13 protein-coding genes are annotated in these 19,508 nt (G+C 43.1%); 8 read left to right on the top strand and 5 right to left on the bottom strand.

The genetic code is table 11. The annotated features are described in order from the left end of the window. The first annotated feature begins 174 nt into the window (after positions 1-174). Positions 175-2,076 carry an ATP-binding protein gene (locus QYT14_RS11180; RefSeq protein WP_288325662.1) on the top strand — a complete coding sequence of 634 codons (1,902 nt, stop codon included), beginning with the start codon at positions 175-177 and terminating at the stop codon, positions 2,074-2,076. On the opposite strand, the gene QYT14_RS11185 is transcribed toward QYT14_RS11180, so the two are convergent. After that, entirely contained in the window at positions 2,073-2,993 is a 921-nt protein-coding gene (locus QYT14_RS11185; RefSeq protein ID WP_288325682.1) for a serine acetyltransferase, read from the bottom strand. The two genes, QYT14_RS11180 and QYT14_RS11185, sit on opposite strands and share 4 nt — an antisense overlap. Before the next feature lie 110 nt (positions 2,994-3,103). Here QYT14_RS11185 and QYT14_RS11190 point away from each other — a divergent pair, with 110 nt between their 5' ends. Continuing rightward, entirely contained in the window at positions 3,104-3,232 is a 129-nt protein-coding gene (locus QYT14_RS11190) for a hypothetical protein (RefSeq protein WP_262914294.1), read from the top strand. A 204-nt stretch (positions 3,233-3,436) separates the two neighbouring features. On the opposite strand, the gene rnr is transcribed toward QYT14_RS11190, so the two are convergent. Next, positions 3,437-5,584, bottom strand: coding sequence for a ribonuclease R (gene rnr, locus QYT14_RS11195; protein ID WP_288325661.1), 2,148 nt, complete (start codon positions 5,582-5,584; stop codon positions 3,437-3,439). Positions 5,585-5,714: 130 nt separating this feature from the next. Here rnr and QYT14_RS11200 point away from each other — a divergent pair, with 130 nt between their 5' ends. From QYT14_RS11200 to QYT14_RS11215, 4 genes are all read left to right on the top strand, one after another. After that, positions 5,715-6,617, top strand: a complete 903-nt coding sequence (locus QYT14_RS11200) for a cation diffusion facilitator family transporter (protein ID WP_237039595.1) — start codon at positions 5,715-5,717, stop codon at positions 6,615-6,617. Positions 6,618-6,633: 16 nt separating this feature from the next. Beyond that, complete coding sequence (locus QYT14_RS11205) at positions 6,634-7,644, top strand: NAD(P)-dependent oxidoreductase (RefSeq protein ID WP_237039594.1); 1,011 nt, start codon at positions 6,634-6,636, stop codon at positions 7,642-7,644. Beyond that, on the top strand, positions 7,635-8,612 hold the full coding sequence (locus QYT14_RS11210) for a phosphatase PAP2 family protein (protein ID WP_237039593.1): 978 nt from the start codon (positions 7,635-7,637) through the stop codon (positions 8,610-8,612). The genes QYT14_RS11205 and QYT14_RS11210 overlap by 10 nt, the downstream gene beginning before the upstream one ends. A 302-nt stretch (positions 8,613-8,914) precedes the next feature. Next, positions 8,915-9,856, top strand: coding sequence for a DUF2807 domain-containing protein (locus QYT14_RS11215; RefSeq protein ID WP_288325660.1), 942 nt, complete (start codon positions 8,915-8,917; stop codon positions 9,854-9,856). Here the strand turns inward: QYT14_RS11215 and dusB are convergent. Continuing rightward, on the bottom strand, positions 9,853-10,836 hold the full coding sequence (dusB, locus tag QYT14_RS11220) for a tRNA dihydrouridine synthase DusB (RefSeq protein ID WP_237039591.1): 984 nt from the start codon (positions 10,834-10,836) through the stop codon (positions 9,853-9,855). The genes QYT14_RS11215 and dusB overlap by 4 nt on opposite strands. 71 nt (positions 10,837-10,907) lie before the next feature. Here dusB and QYT14_RS11225 point away from each other — a divergent pair, with 71 nt between their 5' ends. Continuing rightward, positions 10,908-12,152, top strand: a complete 1,245-nt coding sequence (locus QYT14_RS11225; protein ID WP_288325659.1) for a peptidase U32 family protein — start codon at positions 10,908-10,910, stop codon at positions 12,150-12,152. A 230-nt stretch (positions 12,153-12,382) separates the two neighbouring features. Here QYT14_RS11225 and QYT14_RS11230 read toward each other — a convergent pair whose 3' ends face one another. Next, positions 12,383-13,933, bottom strand: coding sequence for a RagB/SusD family nutrient uptake outer membrane protein (locus QYT14_RS11230; RefSeq protein ID WP_237039589.1), 1,551 nt, complete (start codon positions 13,931-13,933; stop codon positions 12,383-12,385). A gap of 14 nt (positions 13,934-13,947) precedes the next feature. Next, positions 13,948-17,034: a TonB-dependent receptor gene (locus QYT14_RS11235; protein WP_288325658.1), complete on the bottom strand. Its 3,087-nt coding sequence runs from the start codon at positions 17,032-17,034 to the stop codon at positions 13,948-13,950. A gap of 625 nt (positions 17,035-17,659) precedes the next feature. Between QYT14_RS11235 and argS the strand changes: the two genes are divergently transcribed. Next, positions 17,660-19,480, top strand: coding sequence for an arginine--tRNA ligase (gene argS, locus QYT14_RS11240; protein ID WP_288325657.1), 1,821 nt, complete (start codon positions 17,660-17,662; stop codon positions 19,478-19,480). Positions 19,481-19,508 lie beyond the last annotated feature (28 nt).

Below are 19,508 nucleotides of genomic sequence, written 5' to 3' on the forward strand. Positions count from 1 at the left end.
TATTTCCTTTCGTTTTTTATCTCATTTCGGTTTCGTCTCAGAATATTATGTTATCTTTGTGAAAAATTACTCACTTTGATGTGTCTTAGGCTTTGTCTGACAATTCTATTTGTTTTATGTTGCTGCTGCGGCAAAGGGCAAAATGAAGTTGCTGTGGAAAACGACAGCATATTGATGACCTATTATAAAAAGTGTAAGGCGAATCTGGATTCTCCCATTGTTTTGGATATGTGTGATACTCTGTTTGTGCGGAGCGAGAAAGCGGGTAACAGACGGTTGATGGCTATTGCAAAATGTTTGAAACTGGATTATTATTACTACAAGAACGATGAGCAGAATATTCTGGAAAGTGTAAAGGAGGTAAAGCAAATCAGTCGGAAGTACAATCAACTGAAATATTACTATTTTGCATGGGGAAGCCGTCTGGTAATCTACTATATTAAACAAAATAAAGCCAATATCGCTCTGTATGAAGTAAAGAAAATGCTTCAGGAAGCCCAGAAAGATAACTATATGCGGGGAATTGTGGAGTGTTACCGTTGTATGGCGAATATTTATCTGACGCAGGACAATTATCAATTAGCTTATGATAACTTTAAAAAGACAATAGCGATAACAGAGGAAAATAATATTGCAGATATCAATCTTCCGTCTTATTATGCTTCGTTTGCTCAGTCGGCTGTAGACTTGAAACGATGGGATGAGGCAAAAGAGGCTTTGGAAAAGGGGCTCTCTTTGGCGCAGACGGATTACCAGGCTTTTACGACCCGTAAGGCGTATGCGCTCTATTATATAAAGAAGGGGCAGTTGAGTGAGGCCTGGAAATATATACAGGACATTGAAAAGTTGTTCATGCAGAATAAAGATATGGCTACATACCTTATAGGGCTTTATTATCTGAAGGAAACGTATTATAGTGCTGCCGGACAATATAGTGAGGCGTTGAAGATGGTGGATGTAATGATGAATGACTCGACTCCCAGCCGTTCTAAATATATGGATTATAAATTGGTAAGGGAACAGGGAAATATTTATTGGGAGATGGGAGACAAGGTGAAGGCTGCTCAGTTTTACTATGATTACATTGAGGCTACGGATTCTGTCCGTACAAAAGAATTGCAGAATTCTGCGGCTGAGTTTTCTTCTATTTTAGAGTTGGAACAGTTGAAGAATGAAAAGAATGAGCTTCAGTTAAGTGTTCAGAAAGATCAGTTGCATACCGTTTATTTGGTTTTGATATTCGCTGTCGTATTTTGGGTAATGAGCGGGATTCTATTCTTTCGGATTTATAAACTCAATAAACGTTTGAAAGCATCGAAACTTATTGTCAACAAACAGAATAAGGACTTAAAGGTTTTTGCTGAGGAGCTGATGAAGGCCAAAGAACGGGCTGAATATGCGAGCATGATGAAAACGGCTTTTATCCAGAACATGTCTCATGAGATTCGAACACCGTTGAATTCTATAGTGGGATTCTCTCAACTATTGGTGGATATATATCAGGATAATCCGGAGACAAAAGAGTTTGTTTCGATTATTGAAGTCAATAGCGACAACTTGTTGAGACTGATTAATGATGTGCTTGATATCTCTTTTCTCGACCAATCTGAAGAGGTGCCTTATGATAAGGTGGAAGATATCAATATAAGTTGTCTGTCGGGGATGGAAGCTATCCGGACTTTGGTGCGGGAGGGAGTGGAATTGGAGTTTCGTCCTTCTGTAGAGAGGTGCTTGATTAAAACCAATCCGGGCAGGGTCTCACAAATATTGATTCATCTTTTGCAGAATGCGGCTAAATTTACCGATAACGGTTCTATTGTTTTAGACTATGAACTAAAAAGGGACGAGCGGAAAATTATTTATCGTGTTACGGATACAGGGAAAGGTATTCCGGCGGATAAGCAGGAGTATGTTTTCGAACGCTTCACTAAATTGGACGACTTTACTCAGGGGACAGGCCTGGGGCTTCCTATCTGCCGGCTGATTGCTGAAAAGTTAGGTGGAACACTGGTCATTGATAAAGGCTATACAGTGGGATGTCGTTTTATCCTGACTCTCCCACTGATTGAGGTTTAAATTTTCTCTCCTTCTTTGGTCTTGCGTTGCACGATGCGTGCTCCGGCAGGAACATTTTCAGTCACCCATATATTCCCTCCTACGGTTGCGCCTTTACCTATGGTTACGCGTCCCAAAATGGTAGCATTGGAATAAACAATTACGTCATCTTCTAAAATAGGATGGCGGGGAATACCTTTGATAGGATTGCCATTGTCGTCCAATGGGAAACTTTTTGCTCCCAGAGTGACCCCTTGATAGAGTTTTACGTTATTGCCGATGATGCTGGTTGCACCAATCACTACGCCTGTTCCGTGGTCAATTGTGAAATGATGTCCAATCTTTGCTCCCGGATGGATATCTATTCCCGTTTCCGAGTGTGCCATTTCGGTGATGAACCGGGGAATCAGGGGCACACCTAACACCAGCAATTCATGTGCTATCCGGTAGTTGCTGATGGCACGAATGGCAGGGTAGCAACTAATTATCTCACCGAAACAAGTAGCGGCAGGGTCTCCGTAATAGGCTGCTTCTACATCGGTAGCCAGAACGCGGCGCATTTCGGGCAGCTTGCTTATAAAACGGGCGGCAAGCAATGCTGATGTTTCCCGACACGGTTCATTGTTGCCGGTGTTATCATTGTTATTATTGTCCTGCCCGAAACACAGGCCGGCTTGTATCTGGTCTGTCAACAGGTCGAACAGGTTTTCTACATTTACCCCTATGTGATAAGTAATGGTATGGCTGTTGATAGTGGAATTACCAAAATATCCGGGGAAGAGGATGGAGCGGGCTAACTCTACAATCTTGTATAGTGATTTAGCCGAAGGCAGAGGATCTCCGTCTCTGTGTTGATGAAACAGTCCTTTATAGGATTGACTGTCGGAGAGCTCGTCTACTGCTTGGGTCAATATGCCGGTATAGTCGAATGAAGTCATATCTATCATGGTTAATAAGGACAAAAGTAAAGAAATTCTATATCATTGCCAATAAATAGAAGGAATATTGGGTTTTATAGTTTATTTTTGCAGAAAAAAGAAGATGTTTTATGGCAAATAAGAAGAATCCTTTCGCCGGTAAGGTTAAGCAAGGGAATAAAAAAAAGTCAGGTGGCAAACGAATTGGGAAGTCAAAACCGGATAAAGCGAATAATCAGTTGAACAGACGGGTGAAATGAGTGTTTGCCTTGGTGTGGAAGGAAGCTTTCGTTTCTTGTGAGGGTGTGTCGAAACGTGGATAATGCTGTCGTTTCGTTCGTAGGGGCGAGGTTCGCTCGCCCGAAAACAGTTTACTTTGTGTCTTCGGGCAGGCAAACCCTGCCCCTACAGCTGACGATGGGATAGGCCGGTTTAGTTTTGACACACTCCCATAGTAAACTTTCTTATTTCTCCACCAATGCAAAGTCCAGCTGTTTCTTTTCCAGATTGGCGCGTGCCACTTTAATAGTGATAGGGTCTCCCAAACTGAACTTCTTATGATGACGTCTTCCTATTAAGCAATAGTTTTTCTCGTCAAAGTCATAATAATCATCGCCTAAATCGCGCATGGGTACCATACCTTCACATTTGTTTTCATTGATTTCTACATAAAGTCCCCATTCGGTTACTCCGGAAATGACACCGTCGAACTCCATGCCCAAACGTTCGCTCATAAACTCCACTTGTTTATACTTCACCGAAGCGCGTTCTGCATTTGATGCAATTTGTTCCATTTCGGAACTATGGTCGCATAAATCTTCGTACTTATCCTTTTGTGCCGTTCGCCCTCCTGCCAGATAGCGTGTAAGCAAGCGGTGTACCATCATATCCGGAAAACGGCGGATGGGAGAGGTAAAGTGGGTATAGAAATCAAAAGCCAATCCATAATGGCCTATGTTAACCGTGGAATAACGTGCTTTCTGCATGGCACGCAAAGAAACAGTCTCTATTAGATTCTGTTCTTTCTTGTCCTTGATATCATCCAACAGGCGGTTGATGGATTTGGAAACTTCTGATTTTGAACCCGAAGTGCGTATCTTATAACCAAAGCGGTTAATAAACCAATTCAGATTCTCCAGTTTGTCGGGGTCGGGAAGGTCGTGGATACGATAGGGGAATACTTTTGCTTTTTTATTCTTGGGCACTTTGCCGATTGTTTCAGCCACAGTGCGGTTGGCCAGAAGCATAAACTCTTCAATCAGCTTGTTGGCTTCTTTGGATTCTTTGAAATAGACGCTTAAAGGCTTTCCTGTTTCATCAATCTCAAATTTTACTTCAATGCGGTCGAAATCGATAGCACCTGCAGCCAATCGCTGTTTGCGCAGGATTTGAGCTAACTTGTTCAACTCCAGAATCTCTTCTTTATAATCGCCTTCACCTGTTTCGATGACTTGTTGCGCTTCCTCATAGGTGAAACGGCGGTCGCTCTTAATCACGGTATGTTTGATACGCGAGTCCTTCACTTCACCTTTTTCGTTCATATCGAAAATAACGGAGAATGCCAGTTTCTCTTCGTCGGGACGGAGAGAGCAGATAAAGTTACACAGACGTTCGGGCAACATCGGAATGGTGCGGTCTACCAAGTAAACGGAAGTGGCACGTTTTTCGGCTTCTTTATCTATGGTACCTCCTTCTTTTACATAATGTGTAACGTCGGCAATATGTACTCCGACCTCCCACAGTCCCGGTTTGATAAGTCGGATGGAAAGAGCATCGTCAAAGTCTTTTGCATCCTTGGGGTCGATGGTGAAGGTAGTTACGGCCCGGAAATCCTCCCGTTCGGCATAGTCGGCCTCTGTTATCTCAGCCGGAATCTTTTCGGCGGCGGCTTCCACATTCTTGGGATATACATACGGCAGTCCGTATTCTGCTAAAATGGCATGCATTTCAGTGGTGTTTTCTCCTGCCTTGCCCAAGATGTCAATGACTTGCCCGATAGGGTTTTTGGCTTCTTTCGGCCATTCTATTATCTTTACGACAGCTTTATCGCCACTTTTTCCGCCTTTTAATTTATCTTTGGGGATGAAAATGTCATTTGCCAGCGTGCGGTTTTCGGTTACAAGGAAAGCATAGAATTTGTCTACTTTCAGTATTCCGACAAACGTATCGTTGGCCCGTTCGATGATTTCAATTACTTCTCCTTCCGGATTACGGTTCTTGCGTTTTGCAAACAAGGCGATTTTTACTTTGTCGTTGTTCATGGCGTGTGCCGAGTTTCGTTCGGCTATAAAGATGGTCTCTCCTCCGTCCTCCGGAATGAAAGAGTTCTTACCATTACTTTTACGCTGAAAAATACCCGTCATAATCAGTCCGTGGTCGTTCAGTTTATATTGCCCTTTTTCAACTTCTTGTAAAAAATCATCTTCTGTCATTTCGAGGAGGATGTCGGCGCAAAGCATTTTAAGAGGATGAGTAGTTAAGTTTAACCCGCTTGAGAGCTGTTTGAGGCTGAATGTTTCATTCGGCTTGGCATGGAAGTAGCTTATGAGGCGTTCTGCCAGTTCACTCTTTTTCATGCGTTTCCCTGCTTTTTTTTCTTTCTTTTTAGCCATAGATGGGTATTTTAATGTATTATGTGTCACAAAGTAAACAAAATAATTGGAATGGTGGTTCAATAGATGCATTAAATTTGGTTGAATATGGGCGAAACGTGCTATCTTTGTCCGTTCAAAAATAACGATTATGACTGAACTTGAGAAAAGAGCCAGAGAAAAAGGAATCTATAAGGTCACTTTATGGGGCAGTTTTGTTAATTTCTTGCTGGTTATTTTTAAATTTCTGGCCGGGATAGCAGGGCATAGTGCTGCTATGATGGCGGATGCCGTCCATTCTCTTTCCGACTTCATAACGGATGTGGTGGTCATCCTATTTGTGCGTATTTCTAATAAGCCTCAGGACAAGGGGCATGACTACGGACACGGCAAGTATGAGACTTTGGCTACCGCTTTGATTGGAATGGCACTTTTGGGAGTAGGTTGCGGCATCTTGTGGAATGGCGCCGGCGAAATTCTGGCCTTTATGAGCGGAGAACAGTTGCGTGCGCCCGGAATGCTTGCACTGATTGCGGCTCTTGTCTCTATCCTGCTGAAGGAGATACTGTATCAATACACGGTCCGTATGGGCAGAAAGTACAACTCTCAAGCGGTGATAGCCAATGCATGGCATCATCGGAGCGATGCATTGTCTTCTATCGGCACGGCTGCAGGTATTGGCGGAGCTATCCTGCTCGGACCCCATTGGGTGGTGCTCGACCCTATTGCCGCTGTGATAGTCAGTTTCTTTATAATGAAAGTGTCTGTCAAGCTCCTGATACCTTGTATTGATGAACTGCTGGAAAAATCATTGCCCGAAAGTGTGGAGCACGAGATAGAGCAGACAGTCTTGTCTTTCGACGGAGTAACAGAGCCTCATCATTTGCGCACACGGCGTATCGGGAATAATTATGCCATAGAGATTCATGTCCGTATGAATGGTGATATATCATTATACAAAGCACATGAGACGGCCACGGCAATCGAACGGAAATTGAAAGAAAAATATGGGGAAGATACTCATGTGGGTATCCATGTGGAACCGGTGAAATAAAATGTGATAAGGAATAATGGAAAAAAGAATATTGGTAACCGGAGCAAGCGGGTTTATCGGCAGTTTTCTGGTGGAAGGCGGTTTGGAAAGAGGTATGCAGGTATGGGCGGGCATGCGCAAAAGCAGCAGCCGCAAGTACTTGAAAGATTCTCGTATCCGGTTTGCCGAACTGGACTTTGCCCGTCCCGGAAGATTGGTAGAGCAATTGGCGGTTCATAAACAAGCACATGGGGGGTGGGACTACATCATTCATTGTGCCGGTGTGACTAAATGTCGTCACAAAGAAGAGTTTGACAAAGGGAATTATGTTTATACCCGCAATTTCGTAGAGGCGCTGCAAACATTGGATATGGTTCCCGAACAATTTATCTATATCAGTTCGCTTAGTATCTTCGGGCCTATACGTGAAGAGAATTATACCCCCATCAATGAACATGATGCGGCGATGCCCAATACGGCTTATGGAGTCAGTAAACTGAAGTCGGAACATTATCTGCAATCATTGGGTGATTTCCCGGTCGTGATTTTCCGGCCGACCGGTGTCTACGGGCCTCGCGAGAAAGATTATTTCCTGATGGCCAAATCAATCAAGCAGCACGTAGACTTTGCCGCCGGCTTCAAACGTCAGGATCTTACCTTTATCTATGTGAAGGACTTGGTGCAGGCAGTCTATCTGGCTATAGAGCATAAAGTGAAGCACCGTGCCTATTTTGTAAGTGACGGAAATGTATATTCCAGCCGTGCTTTCTCCGATTTAATACAAAAAGAGCTTGGTAATCCGTGGGTTATACACTTTAAATGTCCGCTATTTATTTTAAAAGTTGTATCTTTGCTCGCTGAATTTTCAGCGCGTTGCCTGGGGAAGGTAAGTACGCTGAATCGTGATAAATATAAAATAATGAAACAACGCAACTGGCAATGCGACATCACTCCATTGACGGATGAATTGGGATATCGTCCCGAGTATCCGTTAGAAAGGGGAGTAAAAGAGATTATTGCCTGGTATAAGAAAGAAGGATGGCTTTAAATTTATTCAAACGTGTAGACAGTGTAAAAGGATTGTTTGCCGTAGAGAGTATCAGTTTGATATATAATGCTCTCACTACGATCATGGTTTTGATATTGTGGCCGCGCATGGATCACCCCGGCACAATGCTTCTGGAACGTGCAGGTATTGTGGTTATTACTTTTGCATTGATATATCTGTATCACAAATATCCTTGCAAGTTATCCGCATTTACGCGTATGGCTGTGCAAATGGCATTTTTGGCTTATTGGTATCCCGATACCTTTGAGTTCAACCGTTTATTCCCGAATCTGGATAATTTCTTTGCTTCTGCAGAACAATTCCTGTTCCGTTGCCAGCCGTCGGTGGAGTTCAGTGAGCTTTGTCCGTCCATGTGGTTCAGTGAGCCCTTTAATTTGGGCTATTTCGCTTATTACCCGATGATTGCGATAGTGACAATCTATTATTTCCTTTTCCGTTTTGAATGGTTTGAGAAGGCGTCTTTTGTATTGGTTACCTCATTTTTCATTTATTATCTTATTTATATATTGGTTCCTGTGGCCGGTCCGCAGTTTTACTTTCCTGCTATCGGCATGGATAATGTGATGGCGCAACATTTTCCGGCGATTGGAGATTATTTCAATCACAATGATATTTTGTTGCCCGGTCCCGGTTTCGACCATGGTTTCTTTTATAATCTTGTAGAGGCTTCTCAGGAAGTGGGTGAACGTCCTACCGCAGCTTTCCCCAGTTCGCATGTCGGCATTTCCACTATTATCATGATTATGGCCTATCGGGTAAATAAGAAGTTATGCTATTTCCTGGCACCCTTTTATGTGCTTCTTTGCTGTGCCACGGTTTATATTCAGGCGCATTATTTGATAGATGTGATTGCCGGTTGGGTTTCTGCTGTTTGTATTTATATTGCGGCCACGTGGATGTATAAACGATGGTTTGCCTCGGTGGTGTTCCAATTGGTGGCCAGATAGAACCGGATGGATAGAAGAGTAAGCGGTTTCTTGCTGTCGGCTAAGGCTTTTTAAGCGGAAGATTATTACGGACTTCGGCAACGGACTGTACAGTCCACCGTAGCAGACTGTACGGTCCATTGTAGTAGACTGTACAGTCCACTGCCGAAGACTGTAGTAGCCCGACTGATAGAAAGGCTTAACCTAAAGGGCGAAAATGCTTACTCGGACTAATGCCCGGAGCTAATTAATTGAAAAAAAAATGCGCAAAGGCTGCAACGTTTGCCCAACTGGATACGTCTTATATATAAAACGATAATATTATGAAAAAATTAGTATCTATTTTTATGCTATTTGCCTTGGCGTTAGTATCTACAACAGTATGGGCAGAATCTTTAGGTGAAAGAATAAGAGCAAGTAAGAACAATGTGACAAAGGAAGTGCGTGTGGGGCGTTTTGATGCGGTCTGTCTGAATGGAAGCAGCGAGATTGTTTATACCCAAACTTCCGGCAAGCAGAAATTGGAACTCTCTGTTCCGGATAACTTGCAGGACATTGTGCAAGTGTATGTAAAAGACCATACGTTGTTTCTTGAGTTAAAGAAGGGATATTCCGTTTCATTTGAGAATGGTACCAGACTGGAACTTTGTGTAGCTGCCCCTATGGTGAAAAATGTTGTGGTCAACGGTTCGGGTGATATTATTTTCAAGAATGGGGTTGACGTGAATGATGCCATTAACTGGACAGTGAATGGCAGTGGTGACATTGACGCCGACAAGGTGAAATGTCGTAAGATGAATGTCGCTGTCAACGGTTCGGGCGATGTTACTTTAGGTTATGTTTCGGGAGAGGAAATGAGCATGGCTGTCAATGGTTCGGGTGATATTGCCGTGAAGGGCATTTCGGTCGATAGAGTGAGTAGTGCTGTCAACGGTTCGGGTGATGTAACTGTAAAAGGCATTTCGGCTGATGAAGTGAATGGTACGGTCAACGGTTCGGGCGATGTTACGTTATCGGGCAAGTGTACGAAAGCTAATTATTCGTTAAGCGGTTCCGGTGACATTACAGGTTCTGCATTGAAAGCGAAACAAGTTACTGCTTATACGTCTCCGCGTAGTACCGGTGACATTTCGTGCTATGCTTCCGAAAAGATAATCATTAATAAGGAAGGCAAGAATAGCGATGTGTCTTACAGCGGAAACCCCCGTACTGTGGAAAAGAACAGCACGAAGGGCAAGCGTCATCGTCGTTCCAATGATGATTAAAGGGTATAGTTGCCTTTTATATAGTCAAGGATACTGAAAAGCTCCTTGACTGTTTCGGCGCGAAGCATGGCGATACGCGTTTCCTTAAAGTTAGGAATTCCTTTAAACATGGGTGATGCAGCCAAATGGCGGCGTACATGCAATATACCGCGGCGTTCGTCCAACAGATTGACGCTGTCCAGCACTTCCTGGCGGAGGACATCCATTTTCCAGTCGAAAGACAGAGGTGGAAGTTCTTCGCCGGTTTCTATATAATGCTTCACTTCTTTGAATATCCAGGGGCGTCCGAAACTGGCACGTCCAATCATGATGGCATCTACTCCATAAAGGTCAAAACACTCTTTGGCACGTTGCGGTGTGGTCACGTCTCCATTGCCGATGATAGGAATATGTATACGCGGGTTCTTCTTTACTTCGCCTATCAACGTCCAATCGGCTTCACCGGTATACATCTGTGCGCGTGTACGTCCGTGGATGGTTAATGCTTCGATGCCGCAATCTTGCAGTTGCTCGGCCAGGCTGACAATGATTTTATGGTCGTTGTCCCATCCCAAGCGTGTCTTTACGGTGACGGGAATCTTTACCGCATCCACAACGGCGCGGGTAATTTCCAGCATCAGAGGGATGTTCTGCAACATTCCGGCGCCTGCTCCTTTGCCTGCGACGCGCTTGACGGGACAGCCAAAGTTAATGTCCAGAATGTCAGGGTGTGCTTCTTCCACTATTTTGGCCGCCTCTACCATTGTCTCGGTATCTTTTCCATAAATCTGAATGGCTACGGGGCGTTCTTCGTCATTGATGTTCAGCTTCTGCATGGTTTTTCCTACCGAGCGTATCAGGGCATCGCTTGATACGAACTCGGTATATACCATGTCGGCACCAAACTTTTTGCACATCAAGCGGAAGGCAGGGTCGGTCACATCCTCCATCGGAGCTAATAAAACAGGGTGTTCCCCCAAGTCTATATGGCGTATTTTCATATTCTAACAGTTATTTGGCTGCAAAAATACGGAAAAAAGCCTACCTTTGCACACACATAATCAAAAGAATAATGAAACCTTCTATAAAAGACTTTGAAATAATGGCTCCTGTCGGCTCGCGTGAGTCGTTGGCTGCCGCTATACAGGCAGGTGCGGACTCCATTTATTTTGGTATTGAAAGCCTGAATATGCGTGCCCGGTCTGCCAATACATTTACTATTAATGATTTGCGCGAGATTGCGCAGATTTGTGATGAGCATGCCATCAAGAGTTATCTGACCATCAATACTATTATTTATGATGAGGATATTGCCTTGATGCGTACAATTGTGGAGGCTGCAAAAGAAGCCGGAATCAGTGCTGTGATTGCTGCCGATGTTGCGGTGATGGCTTATTGTAATGAGATTGGGCAGGAGGTGCATCTTTCCACTCAGTTGAATATCAGCAATGCAGAGGCTCTGAAATTCTATGCCCGCTTTGCCGATGTGGTGGTGCTGGCACGTGAATTGAATCTGAAACAGGTGAAAGTGATTTATGATACTATCCAGAACGAACAGATAAAAGGGCCGAAAGGCGAGCTGGTCCGGATAGAAATGTTCTGTCACGGAGCGTTATGCATGGCTGTGTCGGGCAAGTGCTATCTCAGTCTGCATGAGATGAATGCGTCTGCCAATCGTGGTGCTTGCATGCAGATTTGCCGTCGTGCATACGAAGTGAAGGATAAAGAAAGTGATATAGAGTTGGAAGTGGACAATAAATATATCATGTCTCCCAAAGATTTGAAGACCATTCATTTCATGGATGAAATGATTGAGGCCGGTGTGCGTGTGTTCAAGATTGAAGGGCGTGCCCGCGGGCCTGAGTATGTACGCACGGTAGTGGAATGTTATAAAGATGCTATCCGTTCGTATTTGGAAGGTACGTTTACGGAAGAAAAGAAATTGGGGTGGGATGAACGTCTGAAAACTGTCTTTAACCGCGGATTCTGGAACGGTTATTATCTGGGACAGCGATTGGGCGAGTGGAGCAGGAATTATGGTTCCGAAGCAACTGAACGTAAAGTGTATGTGGGAAAAGGCATTAAATACTTCTCTAATATCGGTGTGGCTGAGTTTCTGGTGGAGGCGGCCGAAATGAAGGTAGGTGACAAGCTGTTGATAACAGGGCCTACCACGGGTGCCGTGTTCTTCACACCGGATGAGGCGCGGGTTGATTTGAAGCCGGTAGATGTGGTGCGGAAAGGCCAGCATGTTTCATTTAAAGTTCCCGAAAAGATACGCCCCAGCGACAAACTTTATAAGTTGGTATCTCCTTAGGAGCTAAAAAACAAATAAGATAAACGATTCTTGGTTTATCGGTGAATGAAAAAAGGGGTTGTGTCAAAACGTGGATAATGCTGTCGTTTCGTTCGTAGGGGCGAGGTTCGCTCGCCCGAAAACAGTTTACTTTGTGTCTTCGGGCAGGCAAACCCTGCCCCTACAGTTGACGATGGGATAGGTCGGTTTAGTTTTGACACACTCCCTTTACTTTTTGTTAGAGTTCGCTGTTATTCCATATAAATGGAAAGTTTGGGATAAACACTATACAGTTTGGTGTTAGTCAACTCTTCGGAGTCGGTAATACGATACAGATAGTATTTGCTGTTCGGACAGAAGTTGCTCTTGTCAGGGAAGTTAAAGTAACGGTGTCCTTGCGGAGTCTTTTTTACGGTATGTTCTTTACCTTCTGAATCCGTATAGGTATAATCTATTTTATCGTCGGGATATTCTTTGCGAACTACACTTTTCTGGTTACGGATAATGTCTATCAAGCTGAAACCTTCACCCCATAGTTCTTTGCGGCGTTCCAACCAAATAGCTTCCAGTAAATCTTCTCCTGTCAGGCTTGTTGAAATGGCTTGTGCTCCTCTGGCTGCTTTCAGTTCATTCAGTTTGTTGACAGCGTCCGGATCGTTCAGACGAGCCTTTGCTTCTGCATTGATTAGATAAATTTCGGCAACACGCATCAATACGATATCGGCAACAGTGTTCTGAATGTCGCGGAATTTAAATTTCGCATTACGCATCCATACATAAGCAGCCGATTCTACATCTGCTCCCGGGTCGGTTGCCCAATATATCATTTCTTTACGATAGTCTCCATCTTCAAATAAGTCGCGGAAATAAGGATCTACATTAAAACTGTAATAATAGGATCCCGGAGTAGTGGTATCTAGATAATAAAACTGATAACTGGCATTGTTCTGGTCATTGGTTTGAGGATGTCCCCAAATCCATTCCTTGTTTTCGGCATTACTAAAACCTTCTTTATATTCGCTTTCGCTCATTAAATAGTTGTTTTTTGCCAAAAGTTGGTCGGAATAATTCTTAGCTTTCTCCCATTGGCGTGCGTAAAGGCAAGCACGTGAAAGCAGTCCCAATACAACTTGATTGTCAATCTTATGCTTGGAATTACGTATGTATGTCTCGGGGATAAGGTCTAATGCCTTTTCCAAGTCACTGATAGATTGTGCATACACTTCGCTTACGCTGGATGCCGGCATTCCTTCAGCAGCAGAAACCTCATCGGTTGATTTTGTATAGATAGGGGCGCATACAGCATTGGGATCTTTGTCGATGGCAAAAGAATAGCATGATGCAAGATGCAGATAAAGGAATCCGCGTAATGCAAGTGCTTGTCCTTTAATGCGATCTCTGTCGTTTTGTGTTCCTTCGGCATTATCGATATTGTCCAATACTCCGTTGCAATCATTAATGACACGATAGCAAAGTAGCCAACTCAATGTGTTGGTACCGCCTTTTCCGTATATAGCATTAAATTGATTATGCGATCTAAAACCGTATTTGTCATTCAATACCACGTCCGATCCCATTGCGTCATTGGCACGCAGCATTGCTCCATATCCTGGGTTAGCGTAGGAATTGAAGGTTTCCATTAAGTAATTCCAACCGCCGTTAAGTACCTTTTCGGCATCTCCTGTTTTACCGAATACCGAACCGGCATCTACAGAAGTTGTAGGGATTGTATCCAAATCGCAGGAAGTCAGTATGCTGGCTCCTAATGCAACTGAAAGTATATATTTAAAAATTGTCTTCATATTCTTTTCCTGTATTAAAGTTTCACATTGATACCGAATGAAATGGTTTTCATTGTCGGATAGCGATAATAGGTCGAGCCACTATATGTCTGTTCGGGGTCTAAACCTTGCTGTTTAGTGAATGTCAGCATATTTTCTGCTTGGAAGAAGATGCTGGCATCTTTCAATGTCAGTGTGTTGAGCAATGACTTTGGCAGATTATAAGAGAATGTGATGTTCTTCAAACGCAGGTATGAGCGGTCTACCAAAAAGCGGTTTGAAGAATTTGTCCATGAACTCTTCGGTGAAGTTGTTAAACGGGGAACATCTGTATTCGGGTTTTCTGGAGTCCAGCGGTCCAGCATATCTACACTCCATCCTGTTCCTGAAGGGCCTTGGCTCAGCAAGGATACCTTATCGCTGTTGTAAATCTTGCCTCCTAATGAATAAGAGAAGAGAAGCGATAAAGTGAAATCTTTGTATGAGAGTTCGGACTGTAAACCACCTGTCCAATCGGGTAATGAATTACCGCATTTTACTCTGTCGTTTGTGGTGGTTGACGAGTAGTCTTCCGTTGTTATTTTGTCACCTTCGGTATTATAACGATACCACATCGGATTACCGTTTTCAGAATTAATGCCGGCCCATTCTATCAGGTAGAAATCATATAAAGAACCGCCTTTCACCCATTTCTTATTACCACTCCACATTACTTCAGATGGCAGTGAGGTGATTTTGTTTTTATAAGTTGTGGCATTGAAAGAAAGTTTCCATTTCCAGTCTTGTGTCATGATAGGATAGCCTGATAATTGAAATTCCCAACCATAGTTTTTGATGGAGCCAATGTTTTCATCCATACTTGAGAAGCCTGAAGACTGGACAAGGTCTTTGGAGAATAGCAAATCTTTGGAGCGGCGCTCAAAGAACTCGACAGTACCGGTCAAGCGGTTGTCCCATAAGCCGAAGTCCAAACCGATGTTGGTATTCAGGTTGGTTTCCCATGTTAAATTCGGAGTAGCCAAGCGTGAAGCATGTAAACCGGATTCACCGAGATTATTGCGGATTGAATAGAGTGCCTGATAAGCATAATAACCGATGTTATCGTTACCTTGCGCACCATAGCTGGCACGTAATGTCAAGTTAGAAAGCCATGAAGATGTTTTCTCCATAAAACTTTCTTGCATCACTTTCCAAGAACCTCCTACAGACCAGAAAGTACCCCAACGGTGGTCGGGATGGAAGCGTGAAGAGCCGTCTGAACGAACCGATGCTGATAAGAAATATTTTTGATCGTATGAGTACTCCGCACTACCGAAAAAGCTCAATAATTTGTATTGGTCGCTGTTACCGCCGAAATCACCTAAAGAAGAGGCTGCATCCGGTTCGTAGAAACCATCCATAATAATTTGACTGCGGTAACCGCCAAAGTTAGAGGTATTATATTCATAATATTCCTGTCCGGCCATTACGCGCACATTATGTACGTCTTTAAAGGTATGCTGGTAGTTAATGACATTATTGAAGGTCATACCGGTTGTGCGGTAGTTGTATTTACTTACTTCACCGCCTGTAATAGAGCTGGGGCCGTAAGTGGGATTAGCATAGTCATGATTGAATTTGCTATTGTAGTCAATGTTTAGTGACATTTTATAAGAAAGACCTTCAATAGGGGTGATTTGAATGAAACCACGGAGCGAAGCGGCATCACGTTTAATTTCACTCTTATCGTGAGGCATAGAGGCTAATAAGTTGTATTTAGCGTATGAGTTCGGGCGATATTCACCATAGTCAAATTGACGGTCACCGTTTTCATCCAATAAATATGCACCGGTTGCTAAATCACGTTGGTATACCGGATAAAATGGGCGGACTGAACGGGCAAATAATACCACGTTGCTGATCGTTGAATCGTCTTGTTTCGGATAATCCTGAATGGAGTGGGTTCCTGATACATTTAATCCGACCTGTAACCATTTCCGGATGTCAGAAGTTATATTTGCACGAAGAGTATAGCGTTTGAATCCTGAACAGATATATGCACCCTGATCATCCATATAACCTGCTGAAACGAAATATTTGGATGTCTTGCTACCGCCACTGACACGCACGTTCAAGTCTGTGTAGTGGGCATTTTGTGAAAGGGCGTCGTCCCAGCTGTCGTTCCATAACGGAGTAGCTCCTGATACCAGTTTTCCATTGTGACCGATAGGTTCGGGAATTCCGGTTCCGTAAGGATTGATACCCAAACGGCCAACTACGTTGCTTGATGCCCACGCAGCAGCATCTTCAGCAGAGTAACCGTTATCCATACGATAATTACGTAATGCCTCCCAGTATAATTCGAAATATTGGTTTGTATTTAACTGGTCGTAGTCGGCGCGTGCACGGCTGGAGAAACCATATTTGGCAGACAGTTCGATAACAGGTGCACTGTCTTTAGCCCCTTGTTTGGTTGTAATCATGATTACACCATTAGCAGCACGAGAACCGTAAAGAGCAGCAGATGCAGCGTCTTTCAATACGGTGATTGATGCAATATCCGATGATGCAATAGAAGACAGATTTCCATCATAAGGCACACCATCTACCACATAAAGCGGAGTGTTTGAAGCATTGACAGAGCCTACACCACGAATCAGGATTGTTGCATCCGACCCCGGTTGTCCACTTGATGAAAATGATTGTAGTCCGGCTACTGTTCCTTGTAATGCTTTTGATACATTACTTACTTGTGATTTTTCAATCGTTCCTGCGGCAATATAACTAGCCGAACCCGTAAAAGTGGACTTTTTGGCAGTACCGTAAGGCACAGTAATGACCACTTCATCTACCATTAGACTGCTCTCTTTCAGTTCTACATTGATAACTTTACGGTTATTCACCGGAATAGTGACTGTTTCATAACCGATAAAAGAAAAGATGAGGCTTTCATTACCTCTCACCTGAAGTTGGTAATTACCATTGGCACTGGTAATAGTACCGCGAGGTTGTCCTTTTACAGCTATGGTAACACCCGGCATTTCCTCTCCTCCGGCTGTCACTTTACCAGTTACTGTAATTTCCTGCGCATATGTAGTAATACAAAATAGTAAACTACATAAAAATAAAGAAATTTTGCTCATATAAACTTGGCTTTTAATTTGGGATTTTACTAATAGCCACTTTCTGTGACCTTTATGTTGATGAATTCTTTATCTCATTTTTTATTATATCAGTGCTTGTCTTGTTTCCCCTTTATTATTTTCTTTCATAAATTATGCTCTGCTTGCTTTTGAGCAATAACTTAAATTATAATATAATGGGCGCAAATATATGTATTTTAATTTGAATAGAATATAGTTTTTTAATATATTTTTATTGCTAAGGCAAACGATGACGAGATTTATTCACTAATGTTAAACGAGCGGGCGCTTGAAATCTGTTAAGATTTTGCATGTTTGTTACAACGTTGCTTCTGTTTATGGCAACAAGTTCTTCAAAGCAGTATGTGTGTTTTTCTTTCTATAAGAAGAATCGGATGGCAACTATTGATTATCAAGCATTTTTCTAGAAAAAAAGTTTGTGCATATACTTTATAATCATCAGGAGCAAGTGTTTATTTAAGAGTAGCATAGACTGGAGTAAAATGAAAAACGGAAAATTATAGAGGAATTGGATCTGTGCTAGAGTAAATTGGAGCAAGATAGAAAAGATTTCATCTAAAATGTTTATCTTTGCAACTCAATAACAAATAAGTACTTACACGCTATGAATATAGAAGAAAAACTTACCGCGTCCATTATCAGCGCTATCAAAATGCTGTACGGACAGGAAGTACCAGTAAAAATGGTACAGCTCCAGAAGACAAAGAAAGAGTTTGAAGGACACCTCACATTGGTTGTTTTCCCTTTCTTGAAAATGTCTAAGAAAGGCCCTGAACAGACTGCACAGGAAATCGGCGGATATTTGCACCAGAATGCTCCTGAGCTGATATCTGCTTATAATGCGGTAAAAGGATTCTTGAACTTGACTATTGCTTCGGATTGTTGGATTGAACTGTTGAATTCTATTCAGGCTCAACCGGAATATGGCATAGAGAAAGCTACTGAAAACTCTCCGTTGGTGATGATTGAGTATTCTTCGCCGAATACGAACAAGCCTTTACACTTGGGGCACGTCCGTAATAACCTGCTGGGTAATGCATTGGCAAATGTGATGGCGGCAAATGGCAATAAGGTGGTGAAAACCAATATTGTAAACGACCGCGGAATCCATATCTGCAAGTCTATGCTGGCTTGGTTGAAATATGGTAATGGTGAGACTCCCGAATCGTCAGGCAAGAAGGGTGACCACCTGATTGGCGATTATTATGTAGCTTTTGATAAGCACTACAAAGCGGAAGTAAAAGAGCTGATGGCCCAATATCAGGCAGAAGGAATGAATGAGGAAGAAGCTAAAGCAAAGGCTGAGGCTAACTCGCCTTTGATGCAGGAGGCTCGCGAAATGCTGCGTAAGTGGGAGGCTAACGACCCCGAAATCCGTGCGCTTTGGAAAAAGATGAACGATTGGGTGTATGCCGGTTTTGATGAAACCTATAAGATGATGGGAGTTGGTTTTGATAAGATTTACTATGAATCGAATACCTATCTGGAAGGGAAGGATAAAGTGATGGAAGGGCTTGAAAAGGGATTCTTCTATCGTAAGGAGGATAATTCGGTATGGGCCGACCTCACCGCGGAAGGATTGGACCATAAGCTGTTGCTTCGTGGAGACGGTACTTCGGTTTATATGACTCAGGATATAGGTACTGCCAAACTCCGTTTTCAGGACTATCCCATCGATAAGATGATATATGTAGTAGGAAATGAGCAGAATTATCATTTTCAGGTATTGTCCATCTTGCTTGATAAGTTGGGTTTTGAATGGGGTAAAGGATTGGTTCACTTCTCATACGGTATGGTAGAGTTGCCGGAAGGTAAGATGAAGAGTCGTGAAGGAACTGTGGTGGATGCCGACGACTTGATGGAAGGCATGATTGAGACAGCAAAAGAAACTTCAGCCGAATTGGGTAAATTGGACGGATTGTCTAAAGAAGAAGCCGATGATATTGCCCGCATTGTAGGTTTGGGTGCTTTGAAGTATTTTATCCTGAAAGTGGATGCACGTAAGAACATGACGTTTAATCCGAAGGAATCCATTGATTTCAATGGTAATACAGGACCTTTCATCCAATATACTTATGCCCGTATCCAGTCGGTGTTGCGTAAAGCAGCCGAATCAGGCATCGCTGTTCCCGAAGTGATTCCGGCAGGATTGCAGTTGAGTGCAAAAGAAGAAGGCTTGATTCAGATGTTGGCTGACTTTAAGACGGTTGTAAAGCAAGCGGGTACGGATTATAATCCATCTATTATTGCCAACTATACATACGATTTGGTGAAGGAATATAATCAGTTCTACCATGATTTCAGCATCTTGCGTGAAGAAGACGAAGCGCTTAAGATTTTCCGTCTGGCATTGAGTGCCAATGTGGGCAAGATTGTGAAGACTGCAATGGGACTGTTGGGTATTGAAGTGCCGGAGCGCATGTAATGTAAGCAATCCGTACGCAGGGTGTAAT

It is taken from the genome of uncultured Phocaeicola sp. (assembly GCF_948499155.1).
In the GTDB taxonomy this organism is placed as follows: Bacteria; Bacteroidota; Bacteroidia; order Bacteroidales; family Bacteroidaceae; genus Phocaeicola; species Phocaeicola faecalis.